The following is a 13076-nucleotide window of genomic DNA, read 5'->3' as shown; positions in this document are numbered from 1 at the left end:
GACGAGGTGCGTCGCCGTTCCTCTCCCCATTAATTCCTAGGAGGTTGTGCTCATGGGTACAGACCGGGAGGGCCTTACCAGACCCGCCGAAACATCGCCTGCCGAGGCTGGCGCGCCAGACGCGCCAAGGTCGCACGGACGCCTAGCCAGCTTCGTGACATCAGACCACCGATACGTATTCCTGGGTACGAGCGTCCTCGCGCTTGCGGGCATCTGGCTTTCGATGCAGCCCCGCTCCCCCTGGAGCTTCCTCAGGGGCGCCTACGCGGTGGAAGTCGTCCTGTACTACGTCCTGGTGGCGTGGGTCGCGCTCTCGCTCGTCGCGCTCGCCAACAAGCTCGCCAGGTGGCGCGACTACATGCGGGTCTCCCTGTTCGTGCGTCCCGGCGCCAAGCGAGCGGAGAGGTACCTCTCGTATGCAGTCGTGGCCATCTTTGCCGTGCTCTTCGTCGACCGCGCCGTGATGGGGCTATGCTCGGCGGTGTCGGCAGCCATCTCGTCTGATTCGAACCCGACGGACTTTCTGGGCGGAGCCATCTACATGCTCTACGAGGGCCGCGACGTCTTCGCGAAGGGCATCGCCACCACCATCGGGCTCGCCACCTTCGGCACGGTCATCGCCTTCTTCCTCGCCATACTCCTGGTCTTCCTGCGCATACAGACGGTTGACCGCCCCGACAACGACCTCGTCCGCTTCCTCAAGGTCGTGGGCACCACCTTCGCCAAGGCCTACTCCGCCGTGGTGCGCGGGACCCCGATGATGGTCCAGTCCCTGCTGATCTACTTCGCTGGCTTCGCCATCCTGCGTGGGACCGGCATGAGCACGTCCCAGATCGGCGCGATCTGGAGCACCTTCGTCGCCGGCCTCACGACCATCTCGCTCAACTCCACCGCTTACATGATGGAGGTCCTGCGCGGCGGCATCGAGGCGGTCGACGTGGGCCAGGCCGAGGCGGCGCGGTCGCTGGGCCTCTCGCAGTGGCAGGCGATGACCAAGGTCGTCTTCCCCCAGGGCATAAAGAACGCGATCCCCGCCCTGTCCAACGAGCTCGTCGTCAACATCAAGGACTCCTCCGTCCTCTCGGTCATCGGCGTCTTCGACCTGATGTTCGCGACGACCACGGTGGCTGGCATCTACTATCGCCAGCTCGAGGTGTACGCCATCGCCGCGGTCTGCTACCTCGTCCTCACCATGGTCGCCTCCAAGCTGCTCTCGATGTTCGCGCGGCACCTCGAGGTGCAGAGCCCCGGGCCGGTGCTCTCCACGTCGGACATGACCTCGACGCACGGCACCGCCGGCGGCATGGCAGACCCCAGCCGCGTCAGGCTCTCCCCGAGGCACCCCGCCGAGAAGAACGACATGGGAGGCAGGTAGGACATGGACTTCCGCGAGCAAGAGGTCGTGACTCCGGTGATGGCAAAGAGGGAGGAGGGCCCCATGGACCCAATCATCCGCGTCGAGGGGCTGCGCAAGTCGTTTGGCAGCAACGTCGTGCTGAGGGACATCGACTTCCAGGTCATGCTCGGCGAGGTCGTGACCATCATCGGGGCCTCCGGTTCCGGCAAGTCAACCCTGCTGCGCTGCATCAACCTCCTCGAGACGCCCGACGCGGGCCACGTCTGGTTCCACGGAGAGGACCTTGCCTCCCGGCACGTGGACGTGAATCGCCTGCGCGAGAAGATTGGCATGGTCTTCCAGGGCTTCAACCTCTTCAACAACATGGACGTGCTCCAGAACTGCACCCTCGCTCCCGTCACGCTCGGCAAGATGGGCAGGGAGGAGGCCGAGGCCGAGGCGATGCGCAACCTCGAGTCCGTTGGGCTCGCGGGCTTCGCGCATGCCGCCGTCACGTCCCTCTCGGGCGGGCAGAAGCAGCGCGTTGCCATTGCCCGCGCCCTCTGCATGAAGCCCGACCTCATGCTGTTCGATGAGCCCACCTCTGCCCTCGACCCCGAGATCGTGGGAGAGGTGCTCTCCGTCATGCGCGACCTGGCCGCCCAGGGGATGACCATGGTCGTCGTGACCCACGAGATGGAGTTCGCCAAGAACGTCTCGGACAAGGTCGTGTTCATGGACCAGGGCGTCATCGCCGAGTCCGGGGACCCCGGGAAGATGTTCTCCTCCCCAGAGCTGCCGCGCACGCGCGAGTTCCTCGCGCGCTACCTCGACGGGCCGAAGGCGGGGGAGTAGGGCGTGGCCGAGGTCTGGCGCTACTTCGCGCACGAGGACGACTTTCCCGACCTCGACGGCGACGCCGCCTGCCGCAGGCTTGGTGACGCGCTCGCCATACCCACGGTGGACGGCCCGTCCCGGGAGCTGACCGACTGGGCGGCGTTCGACCGTCTCGAGGGCCATCTGCACGCCTCCTTTCCCCTGACCTTCGCCGCGGCGACAGCCGAGCGCGTTGACCACTCCCTCCTGCTCACGCTTCCGGGAAGCGACCCCTCGCTCGACCCGGCCCTGTTCATGGGTCACGTCGACGTGGTTCCCGTGGTCCCCGGCACGGAAGGCGACTGGACGCATGGCGCGTTCTCGGGGCACGTGGACGGGGAGTACGTGTGGGGACGCGGCGCGCTGGACATGACCGACCAGGTCGTGGGGTACTTTGAGGCGATCGAGTACGCGCTCTCGCATGGTTGGGCGCTTCGCCGCACGCTCCTCGTCACCCTCGGGCAGGACGAGGAGACCCTGCAGTCTGGAGCCCGGCGCATGGGCGCGCTGCTCGCCGGGCGTGGGATTCGCCTGGCATGGCTGGTGGACGAGGGCGACTACCGCATCGTGGACACCGGGCTCTACGGGGCCCCAGGCCACCACGGCATGAGGGTCAGCCTCGCCGAGAAGGGCTACGCCGACCTGCGCCTTACGGTGAGGAGCCACGGCGGCCACTCATCGAACCCCTTCGGGGGCAGCTCCCTGGCCACGCTTGGCGAGGCGATCGCCCGCGTGGCCAGGGACCCTTGGCCCGTCGAGCTGACGGAGCTGAGCCGCAGGACGCTCGAGGCCGTGGCAGCCTGGGTGAGCCAGGAGCCGCTCGCCTCTCTGGTGAGGTCAGGTGAGGGGGAGGGCACGCGGGACGCGATCGACCGCAACGCCGATGCCATCGCCCGGCTGTTCCTCGGCTCGCGCGAGCTCTTCCCCCTCGTCACCACCACGGTGGCGCCCACCATGATCGAGGGCGGGTCCAAGCAGGCAAACGTGCTCCCGCAGGACATGAGCGCCGTCGTCAACTTCCGCATGCTTCCCGGGGTGACCTGCGCGGCGGTCGTGGCGCGGGTGAGGGAGCTCCTGGCAGACCTGCCTGTGGAGGTCGAGCTGCTCGCCGAGGTGAGCAGCAGCCCGTCGCAGGTGTCGCGTTCGGACGGTCCGGGCTTCAGATTCCTCGAGCGCGTCGCCGCCCGCTATTTCAGGGAGCCTGAATCGGAAGAGCCGCTCAAGCTGATTCCCGCCATCGTCGTTGGCGCGTCGGACGCCCAGATGTACGACCGCGTTTGTGACTCGTGCCTGCGATTCTCCCCCTTCGTGGCGGATGACGAGGAGGTCGAGCGCGGCGTTCACGGCACCGACGAGCGCATCACGCGACGCGCCTACCTGCAGGGCGTGCGCTTCCTCATCGGGCTCATCCGCGAGGCGCTGCTCTGATCGGGACACCCCGGCGAGGGCCCCGACGTCCCTTGCCGGGCCATGATGTCCCGCACTGGACTATAGAATGAGCGAGAAAATCGTGCGTCCGCGGCCGTGGCCAAGTCCCAGACCCGGGCCCGTGGGAGGTTGGGGGAGAGGACCATGGCAGCCGATCTGGTCGTCGCATCGCGAAGGGTCTTCGACGGGCTGGGGGATGAGGTCGACCCTCTCTCGTTCGCTGTCGAGGACGGCCGCATCACGAAGGTCGCCCACTACGACCAGGCTGACGAGCTTGTCGGTCCGGGCGCGCGCGTCCTCGACTTGGGCGACGCCTTCGTCTGCCCCGGCTTCCACGACGCCCACCAGCACGTTCTGCACGCGGCGCTCTTCCCCTCTGCGCTCGCCACGGAGTATCGGGGCACGAGCGAGGCCGACTGCGTCTCTCACATGGTCGAATTCGCCAGGACGAGGCCGGCTGACGGCTGGCTCTTGGGCCACGGCTGGCGCGAGACCTTTTGGGATTCGCCCATGTCCCCCACCAGAGCGTCGCTCGACGCCGCCTTCCCCGACCGCCCGGTGGCCATGTACTCCGGCGACGCCCACACCCTCTGGGTCAACTCGGCGGGCCTTCGCGCCTTGGGCATCGACGAGGGGACCGAGCCGCCCGCGGGAGGCTCCTTCGACCGCGACGCCGATGGCAGGCTCACGGGGGTGCTCCGCGAAGCGGCGGGCATGCTCTATGTGGGGCGCGTGCTGGGAAGCTTCTCCATGGGCGAGCTTCGCGGAATCTACCGTGACTACTTCCGGAGGCTCAACGCCATGGGCGTCACCTCCGTCTGCGACATGGCGCTCTCCTTGGTGCCGGGTGCCGACGGCATCAACCCGCAGGTCTATGAGGCACTGCTGCAGGCGGACGAGCTCAGCCTGCGCGCGCACCTCTTCCCCACGCTGGGAGACGACCAGTCGATTCTCGAGGGCCTGCAGTCCCGCTGGCGAGGTCCGCTGCTCCGCGCTCCCGGCTTCAAGCAGTTCTTCGACGGGGTGAGCAGCCAGCACACTGCCTGGGCGAGCGACGAGTACGCCAACCCCCGCTTTGCCGGCGACGTGGGGCGGCCCACCGTGGCGCCCGAACGCATGCGCGAGCTGGTGCTGGCCGCAGCCGGGCGTGGGCATGCCGTGCGCATCCATACCATCGGCGACGAGGCCGTCCACGCCGCCGTGGGCATCTTCGAGGAGGCGAGGCGCCTCTTCGGCACGCCGAGCCAGGGCGCCAACACACTGGAGCACATCGAGGACATCCATCCCGAAGACGTCGCCCGCCTCGCCCGTGCCGGCGTGGTCGCCTCCGTGCAGCCACCGCACGTGACGATCGACGTCGACCAGCCCGCTCGAGACCTGGGGGAGTGGCGCGCCGAGCGCATGTGGCCCTTCGACGAGTTCGCCCGCCAGGGCGTGACGATGGCCTTTGGCACCGACGCCCCCGTGGTGCCCCCCAACAGCCTTGACGTGCTCTGGTGCGCCTTCGAGCGCAGCGCGCCGGACACCCACCTTCCCACAGGCGGCTGGTACTCGCAGCACGCGGTGGGCCGCGCGGCGGCGCTTCGTGCCTACTCGGCGGGGTCTGCGGCGGCGGTGGGCCGCGGGCGTGAGCTGGGGGCCATCGCGCCTGGCATGCTCGCCGACTTCGTCGTCTGGGATGCGGACCTCCTCGAGGTCCCCGCCGAGGAGTTCCAGCGGGCGCGCCCCATGGCCACCTACCTGGGCGGGCGTGCGGTCTGGGAGGCGTAGCGCCGAGGCGGCTCGCCCCTCTCGCCCGGCTCCGTAGGCTTCGAGCTGCTAGGATTGCGGGTAGGCCAAGAGAAGCGAGGTTGCCATGCAAGACGGATTCGTCAAGGTCGCGGCGCGCACGCCCCAGGTCCGCGTGACCGACGTCGACTTCAACCTGAGCGCCTGCGTGGCCGAGACGACCGATGCCGTGCGCTCGGGCGCGCGCTTGGTGGTCCTGCCCGAGCTCTGCGTCACGGGCTACACCTGCGAGGACCTCTTCTGGCAGCAGTCCCTCGTCAAGGCGGCCGAGAGGGCCGTCGCCTCCTTCGCCCAAGAGACCGCCTCGCTGGACGCCCTCGTCTTCGTGGGCTGCCCCGTGAGCGTCGCCGGCAAGCTCTACAACTGCGCGGTCGCCGTCGCGCGCGGCCATGTCTTGGGCATCGTGCCCAAGCTCAGCATCCCCACCTACAACGAGTTCTACGAGGGTCGTCACTTCGTCGCAGGTCCCCTCGACGTCACGCTCGTGGACTTCGCCGGCCAGTCTGGCGTCCCCTTTGGTGCGCGCCAGCTCTTCTGCTGCGAAAGCCTGCCCGACCTCGTGGTCGCGGCTGAGGTCTGCGAGGACCTCTGGGTAGCCAACCCGCCCTCCATCGCGCACGCCATGGCGGGGGCCACGGTCATCTGCAACCTCTCCGCCTCCAACGCCGTGGTGGGCAAGGCGGACTACCGCCGCTCCCTCGTGGTGGGGCAGAGCGCGCGCCTGGCCTGTGCCTACGTCTACTGCAGCGCCGGCTGGGGCGAGTCCACGCAGGACGTGGTCTTCTCCGCCCACGACATGGTGGCCGAGAACGGCTCCCTCCTTGCGGAGGGCAGACCCTTCGGCGAGCGGCAGGCCACGTCCGAGATCGACCTCGAACTCCTCGTGGGCGAGCGTCGTCGCCTCTCGACCTTTGCCACGGGCGCCTCGCCTGAGGCTGCGGGCTACGTCCGCTCGAGCTTCTCGCTCGAGCCCGCCGAGACGCCCCTCACGCGTTGGGTCGACCCGCACCCCTTCGTGCCCGACGAGCCCCAGACGCGCGCGCAGCGCTGCGAGGACGTGCTGGCCATCCAGTCGCATGGCCTGGCCCGCCGCCTCGGGCACATCCACGCCAAGTCCGCGGTGATCGGCGTGTCTGGTGGCCTCGACTCGACGCTTGCGCTGCTCGTGATGGCGCGTGCCTTCGACCTCCTGGGCCTCGACCGATCCGGCATCGTCGCCGTGACCATGCCCGGCTTCGGAACCACCGACCGCACGCACGACAACTCGCTCGAGCTGTCGAGGGCGCTGGGGGCGACCCTGCGCGAGGTGGGCATCGTGCCTGCTGTCCGCCAGCACTTCGCCGACATCGGACACGACGAGGCCCTGCGCGACGTGACCTACGAGAACGCCCAGGCCCGCGAGCGCACCCAGATCATCATGGACATCGCCAACCAGGTGGGCGGCATCGTCGTGGGCACGGGCGACCTCTCGGAGCTCGCCCTGGGCTGGTGCACCTATAACGCCGACCACATGTCCATGTACGGCGTCAACGCAGGCGTGCCCAAGACGCTGGTGCGTCACCTCGTGAGGCACGTCGCAGACACGACTGGGTCCCAGCCGTTGCGGCGCGTGCTCCTGGACGTGCTGGACACGCCCGTCTCGCCCGAGCTCCTTCCCGCCGAGGAGGACGGCAGCATCGCGCAGCGCACGGAGGACCTGGTGGGTCCTTACGAGCTGCACGACTTCTTCCTCTACCAGGCGCTCAGGCGTGGCTTCGGCCCTCGCAAGGTGTTCCGGCTCGCCCGCTACGCCCTGGGCAAGGACTACGACGACCAGACCATCCTGCGTTGGCTCAAGACCTTCTACCGGCGCTTCTTCTCTCAGCAGTTCAAGCGCAGCTGCCTGCCGGACGGCCCTAAGGTGGGCTCGGTGGCGGTGAGCCCCCGTGGCGACCTGCGCATGCCCAGCGATGCCAGCTCCGCCCTCTGGCTGAGCGAGCTCGGGGGCCTGTAGCTGCGCCAACGGCCCGACAGATTCCCTCAGGGGAGAGGATCCACGACCCTCGTTGGCGGCTCCTCTCCCCTGACTTCTGCCGTTGCAGAAAATCTAAGTGCCGTCTGTAAGATTTTTTCTCTCTCGTTGTATAAGGAATCGGTTCTGGGTATTATTCACAGCGTTGGCTGAGCGACAGGGTCAGCGGTGGCCCTGCCTGCGAATCGGGCATCTGCGATGCCCCCAAGAAGGAGGAACTCACCATGACTCTTAAGCCTTTGGGCGACCGCGTCCTCGTCAAGCCCGCCCCCAAGGAGGAGAAGACCTCGACCGGTCTCTACATCTCTTCCGGCGCGCAGGAGAAGCCCCAGCGCGGCGAGGTCATCGCCGTCGGCGCCGGCAAGCTCAACGACAAGGGTGAGCGCATCGCCGTCGACGTCCAGGTGGGCGACCAGGTCTTCTATGGCAAGTTCGGCGGCAACGACGTCAAGCTCGACGGCGAGGACTACCTGCTCCTCCGTGCCGACGACATCTACGCCATCATCAGCGAGTAGCTCTTAGCAGGCAGGCACAGGACGCTCGCCTCCCGCGAGCGAGACTTTGGAGGTACACAGAATGGCCAAGGACATCTCTTTTGGCACCGACGCGCGCGCCAAGCTCGCCAAGGGCGTGAACACGCTGGCTGACGCCGTCACCACCACCCTCGGGCCCAAGGGCCGCTACGTCGCCCTTCAGCGCTCCTACGGTGCTCCCACGATCACCAACGACGGCGTCTCCGTCGCCAAGGAGATCGAGCTCAAGGACCCCGTCGAGAACATGGGCGCCCAGCTGGTGAAGGAGGTCGCCACCAAGACCAACGACACTGTGGGTGACGGCACCACCACCGCGACCCTGCTTGCCCAGGTCATCGTCAACGAGGGCCTGCGCAACGTCGCCGCCGGCGCCAACCCCATCGCGATTCGCCGCGGCATCGACAAGGCCGTCGCCGCCGCCGTCGACCAGATGAAGGTCGCCTCGCAGGACGTCTCGACTAAGGAGCAGATCGCCGCCGTCGGCACCATCTCGGCCGGCGACCCCCAGATTGGCAACAAGATCTCTGACGCCATGGACGTCGTGGGCAAGGACGGCGTCATCACCGTCGACGAGTCCCAGACCTTCGGCATCGACATCGACACCGTCGAGGGCATGCAGTTCGACAAGGGCTACATCTCGCCCTACTTCGCCACCGAGAACGACACCATGACGGCGGAGCTCCAGAACCCCTACGTCCTGATGACCGACCAGAAGGTCAGCAACATCCAGGACATCCTGCCCGTGCTCGAGGCGATTCAGAAGAGCGGTTCCCCGCTGCTGATCATCGCCGAGGACGTGGACGGCGAGGCCCTGGCCACCCTGATCCTCAACAAGCTCCGCGGCACCCTCAACGTCGCCGCCGTGAAGGCCCCCGGCTACGGTGACCGTCGCAAGCGCATGCTCGAGGACATCGCCATCGTCACCGGCGGCCAGGTTGCCATGAAGGAGCTCGGCGTCGAGCTCTCTGACATCACCGCCGAGATGCTGGGCCGCGCCAAGTCCGTCAAGATCACCAAGGACAACACCACGATCGTCGACGGCGCGGGCTCCAAGGAGGCCATCCAGGAGCGCATCGGCCAGATCAACTCCGAGATCGAGCACACCGACTCCGACTTCGACAAGGAGAAGCTCCAGGAGCGTAAGGCCAAGCTGGCCGGCGGCGTCGCCGTCATCAAGGTCGGCGCGGCCACCGAGGTCGAGCTGAAGGAGATCAAGCACCGTATCGAGGACGCGCTGCAGGCCACCCGCGCGGCCGTCGAGGAGGGCATCGTCGCCGGTGGCGGCGTCGCGTTCCTGCAGGCCGCCAAGGCCCTCGACACCGTCGAGGTCGCTGATGACGACGAGCGCATCGGCGTCGAGATCATCCGCAAGGCGCTCTCTGCCCCCGTCCGCACGATCGCTGCCAACGCCGGCTTCGAGGGCTCCGTCGTGGTCGAGAAGATCAAGAGCCTGCCCGAGGGCGAGGGCCTGAACTCTGCGAACGGCGAGTGGGGCGACATGATTGAGATGGGCGTCCTCGACCCCGTCAAGGTCACCCGCACCACCCTGCAGAACGCTGCCTCCGTGGCGTCCCTGATCCTCATCACCGAGGCCACCGTCTCGGACGAGCCCAAGGACACCACCATCGAGGACGCGATCTCCCGTGCCGCCGCTGCCGGCGGACAGGGTGGCGGCATGTACTAAGCCGCAGGTCTCAGAGCCAGGCAGTGACAGGCGCCCCATGGCTTCGGCCATGGGGCGCCTTCTCGCATCCTTGGACAAAGCCTTCCGATTTGCCTGTAGCCATTCGGGATCCGTCCGCCTGCGGGTCCACGGCTACCGTTGGCACAAAAGCGCCCTTGGATTGTGTGGGAGTTGGAAGGTCGTTGGGCGCCATTTCCGTAACTTGCGCTACAATCGCGCAAACGCCAGAAAGAAATAACAGCTTAGGCTATGCATCCACTTGTATGTATTAGCAACTGCTCATGCATGTGGAAATCACTTGCTCTTATGGCCGATGCCATTCCTGGCGTATGCGCAACTCATTGGGGTGCCAGCATAAGGCGCATGACGCAAAGGGTGTCGCGCCGCCCCGGGGCGGAGGAGGAGACATGGAACTGCACGAGCGAATCGACCATACCAACCTCAAGCAGAACGCTACTGAGCAGGATCTCGCCAGGCTCTGCGACGAGGCGCGCGAGTACGGCTTTGCGACCGTCTCGATCAACGGCTGCTGGACCTCATTTGCCGCAAAGCGACTCGAGGGTTCCGGCGTCGGCGTCACCACCTGCATCGGCTTCCCTCTGGGCGCGGCCACCACGGCGGGCAAGGCAGCCGAGGCGCGGCAGGCGGTCATCGACGGCACGACCGAGATAGACATGGTCATCAACGTCGGAAAGCTCATCGATGGTGACGACGACTACGTCGTCAACGACGTTGCGGAAGTCGTGAAGGCAGCCGACGGCCACCCCGTCAAAGTCATTCTCGAGTGCTGCCTGCTTGACGACGAGCAAATCGTTCGCGCCTGCAAGGACTGCGTGAAGGCCGGCGCCTCCTTCGTCAAGACGAGCACTGGGTTCAGCACGGGTGGGGCCACGGTCGAGGACGTGCGCCTCATGCGCCAGACCGTTGGAAATGCCTGCAAGATCAAGGCGGCGGGTGGAATCCACAGCAAGGATGAGGCCCTTGCCATGGTGGAGGCCGGTGCAGATCGCCTTGGCACCAGCGCAAGCGTCGCCATCGTCAGCTAGTCGTTCGGCGTCGGGAGTCTCCTGCCGTCTGCCATATCCTGCCTGCGTCCCGGGTCGGGCTTGTGCGCTTGCCAAGTCCGACTCGGGATTGCTCGTTCTTGGACACGTATACTAAACAGTAGCTTATAAAACTAAATATATTCTCAATATAGTTTGATGGGACAAATGGTTTCGTATCAAACTATGTATCACATTATGAAAATACAAATAAGGATAGTAATTTTTATAAAGAAGCAGCTACAAGAAGACAAGATTAGCAACTCACAATCACCTATGCATGAGAACACTCATCAGACATGCCACTTGCGGCGAGCTAGCGACCGCTCATAACTGTTTTTCTTATGCTTGATGAATATAAACATATGCTATTCAAGACGTTTATCTGAGAGGTCACTGAACCTTTCACGCAAGCATACGGCACGCACAGAGAGATAGGTGATTTGATGGCCAAGAGGGTCTTCCTCGTCGTATTGGACAGCTTCGGAATCGGAGAGGAACCCGACGCGGCGGAGTATGGCGACGAGGGAAGCAACACCCTCTGTGCCTGTGCGACGAGTCCGTTCTTCCACATGCCCAACCTCCGCGACCTCGGGCTCTTCAACATCGAGGGCGCGCTTGACTCCGTCTACGACGTGGACATCGCTCCCATCGAGGCCCCGAAGGGTGCCTTTGGAAGGTTGCGCGAGGCGTCCAAGGGCAAGGACACCACCGTTGGCCACTGGGAGATGGCGGGTGTCATCTCGCCTGAGCGCTTTCCGACCTATCCCAACGGTTTCCCCGCGGACGTCATCGAGGAGTTTGAGCGTCTGACCGGTCGCAAGGTGCTGTGCAACAAGCCCTATTCGGGCACCGAGGTCATTCGTGACTATGGCAGGGAGATGGTCGAGACCGGCTCCCTCATCGTCTACACCTCCGCGGACAGCGTCTTCCAGATCGCCGCGCACGAGGACGTCGTCCCCTGCGAGCAGCTCTATGAGTACTGCCGCATGGCCCGCTCGATCCTGACTGGGAAGAACGGCGTCGCCCGCGTCATCGCCCGTCCCTTCGTGGGCGAGGACGGCAACTACACGAGGACGTCGCATAGACATGACTTCTCGCTGGAGCCCACGGGGCAGACGATGCTCGACATCCTGAGCGCCAACGGGACCGACGTCATCTCCGTGGGGAAGATCTTTGATATCTTTGCCCACCGTGGCATCAAGGAGTCCATTCCCACCTCGGGTAACCCTGAGGGCATCGAACGCACCATCGAGCTCCTTGACAGGGACTTCGAGGGCCTCTGCTTCGTGAACCTCGTGGACACCGACATGATCTACGGTCATCGCAACGACGTGGACGGCTATGCGAAGGCACTTGCCTACTTCGACGAGCACGTGCCCACCATCCTGGGCAAGCTGCGTGAGGACGACCTCTTCATGGTCACCGCCGACCATGGCTGCGATCCCGTGACCCCCTCCACCGACCATTCGCGCGAGTACGTTCCCTGGGTCATCGCGGGGCCTCGCGTGAAGGCCGGCACAGACCTCAAGACCAGTGGCACCTTTGCCGACATCTCGGCCACCATCCTCGACTATCTCGGCGCACCGGCAGGCGACCACGGAACGTCCCGACTCGACCAGATCATGGAGGTAACAAAGAATGCCTAGCGTCCCCACCCCGCACAACGCCGCGCTTGAGGGCCAGATAGCCAAGACCGTCCTCATGCCGGGAGACCCGCTGCGCGCCAAGTACGTGGCCGATCACTTCCTCGAGGACGTTACCTGCTTCAACAGCGTCCGCAACATGCTGGGCTTCACGGGGAACTACCAGGGTCACCCCGTGTCGGTCATGGGCGGCGGCATGGGCATCCCCTCGATAGGAATCTACTCGTACGAGCTCTTCAACTTCTATGATGTGGACGCAATCATCCGCATCGGCAGCGCTGGCGGCCTCGCCGAGGGAGTCGCCCTGCGCGACCTGGTCGTGGGCCTGGGCGCGTGCACCGACTCAAACTACGCCGCACAGTTCAACCTGCCCGGGACCTATGCGCCCATCGCCGACTTCGGCCTCCTGCGTCGTGCCGTCCGCAAGGCGGAGGAGCTGGGCGTCCCCACCCGAGTCGGCAACGTGCTCTCGGCCGACTCCTTCTACAACGCAGACCCCACGGTCAACGAGCGCTGGGCCTCAATGGGTGTCCTTGCGGTCGAGATGGAGTCTGCGGGACTTTATCTCAATGCGGCGAAGGCCCACAAGAAGGCGCTCTGCCTCTGCACCATCTCGGACCTCCCGATGACGGGGGAGTCGCTGTCCGCCGACGAGAGGCAGACCAGCTTCACACAGATGATGGAGGTCGCGCTCTCCTTGGCCCTGCCCGAGGAGTAGTCGCCTCCGTGCG

The 13076-nt window shown here is 65.8% G+C and carries 10 protein-coding genes; all 10 read left to right on the top strand.

What is annotated here, in order from left to right; all coding sequences use genetic code 11:
• Window positions 1-52 precede the first annotated feature (52 nt).
• Window positions 53-1375 carry an amino acid ABC transporter permease gene (locus HMPREF1008_RS01660; protein WP_009278114.1) on the top strand — a complete coding sequence of 441 codons (1323 nt, stop codon included), beginning with the start codon at window positions 53-55 and terminating at the stop codon, window positions 1373-1375.
• 63 nt (window positions 1376-1438) lie between these two features.
• On the top strand, window positions 1439-2191 hold the full coding sequence (locus HMPREF1008_RS01655; RefSeq protein WP_303132936.1) for an amino acid ABC transporter ATP-binding protein: 753 nt from the start codon (window positions 1439-1441) through the stop codon (window positions 2189-2191).
• Window positions 2192-2194: 3 nt separating this feature from the next.
• Complete coding sequence (locus HMPREF1008_RS01650) at window positions 2195-3640, top strand: M20/M25/M40 family metallo-hydrolase (RefSeq protein WP_009278112.1); 1446 nt, start codon at window positions 2195-2197, stop codon at window positions 3638-3640.
• Window positions 3641-3784: 144 nt separating this feature from the next.
• A complete protein-coding gene (locus tag HMPREF1008_RS01645) occupies window positions 3785-5410 on the top strand; it encodes an amidohydrolase (RefSeq protein WP_009278111.1) in 1626 nt (541 codons plus the stop codon).
• An 85-nt stretch (window positions 5411-5495) separates the two neighbouring features.
• The gene (locus tag HMPREF1008_RS01640) at window positions 5496-7421 is read left to right on the top strand and encodes an NAD(+) synthase (RefSeq protein ID WP_009278110.1); all 1926 of its coding nucleotides are present in this window, start codon (window positions 5496-5498) and stop codon (window positions 7419-7421) included.
• 242 nt (window positions 7422-7663) lie between these two features.
• Window positions 7664-7954, top strand: coding sequence for a co-chaperone GroES (gene groES / locus HMPREF1008_RS01635; protein ID WP_009278109.1), 291 nt, complete (start codon window positions 7664-7666; stop codon window positions 7952-7954).
• A gap of 61 nt (window positions 7955-8015) precedes the next feature.
• On the top strand, window positions 8016-9656 hold the full coding sequence (gene groL / locus HMPREF1008_RS01630) for a chaperonin GroEL (protein ID WP_009278108.1): 1641 nt from the start codon (window positions 8016-8018) through the stop codon (window positions 9654-9656).
• 407 nt (window positions 9657-10063) lie between these two features.
• A complete protein-coding gene (gene deoC, locus HMPREF1008_RS01625) occupies window positions 10064-10702 on the top strand; it encodes a deoxyribose-phosphate aldolase (RefSeq protein WP_009278107.1) in 639 nt (212 codons plus the stop codon).
• Window positions 10703-11145: 443 nt separating this feature from the next.
• On the top strand, window positions 11146-12348 hold the full coding sequence (locus HMPREF1008_RS01620; RefSeq protein WP_009278106.1) for a phosphopentomutase: 1203 nt from the start codon (window positions 11146-11148) through the stop codon (window positions 12346-12348).
• Window positions 12341-13063 (top strand): purine-nucleoside phosphorylase, encoded by a 723-nt coding sequence (gene deoD, locus HMPREF1008_RS01615; RefSeq protein WP_009278105.1) that lies wholly within the window; start codon window positions 12341-12343, stop codon window positions 13061-13063. Before HMPREF1008_RS01620 ends, deoD begins: the two co-directional genes overlap by 8 nt.
• The last annotated feature ends 13 nt before the right edge of the window (window positions 13064-13076 follow it).

The sequence above is a fragment of the Olsenella sp. oral taxon 809 str. F0356 genome (assembly GCF_000233535.1).
In the GTDB taxonomy this organism is placed as follows: Bacteria; Actinomycetota; Coriobacteriia; order Coriobacteriales; family Atopobiaceae; genus Olsenella_I; species Olsenella_I phocaeensis.
Note: the sequence above shows the minus strand (reverse complement) of the source record. Positions and strands in the feature narration are given on the sequence as shown.

What these genes read in the sequence shown, in the direction of transcription:
- HMPREF1008_RS01660 (WP_009278114.1), top strand. Translation starts at nt 53, where the DNA reads ATGGGTACAGACCGGGAGGGCCTTACCAGACCCGCCGAAACATCGCCT.
- HMPREF1008_RS01655 (WP_303132936.1), top strand. Translation starts at nt 1,439, where the DNA reads ATGGACCCAATCATCCGCGTCGAGGGGCTGCGCAAGTCGTTTGGCAGC.
- HMPREF1008_RS01645 (WP_009278111.1), top strand. Translation starts at nt 3,785, where the DNA reads ATGGCAGCCGATCTGGTCGTCGCATCGCGAAGGGTCTTCGACGGGCTG.
- HMPREF1008_RS01640 (WP_009278110.1), top strand. Translation starts at nt 5,496, where the DNA reads ATGCAAGACGGATTCGTCAAGGTCGCGGCGCGCACGCCCCAGGTCCGC.
- groES (WP_009278109.1), top strand. Translation starts at nt 7,664, where the DNA reads ATGACTCTTAAGCCTTTGGGCGACCGCGTCCTCGTCAAGCCCGCCCCC.
- groL (WP_009278108.1), top strand. Translation starts at nt 8,016, where the DNA reads ATGGCCAAGGACATCTCTTTTGGCACCGACGCGCGCGCCAAGCTCGCC.
- deoC (WP_009278107.1), top strand. Translation starts at nt 10,064, where the DNA reads ATGGAACTGCACGAGCGAATCGACCATACCAACCTCAAGCAGAACGCT.
- HMPREF1008_RS01620 (WP_009278106.1), top strand. Translation starts at nt 11,146, where the DNA reads ATGGCCAAGAGGGTCTTCCTCGTCGTATTGGACAGCTTCGGAATCGGA.
- deoD (WP_009278105.1), top strand. Translation starts at nt 12,341, where the DNA reads ATGCCTAGCGTCCCCACCCCGCACAACGCCGCGCTTGAGGGCCAGATA.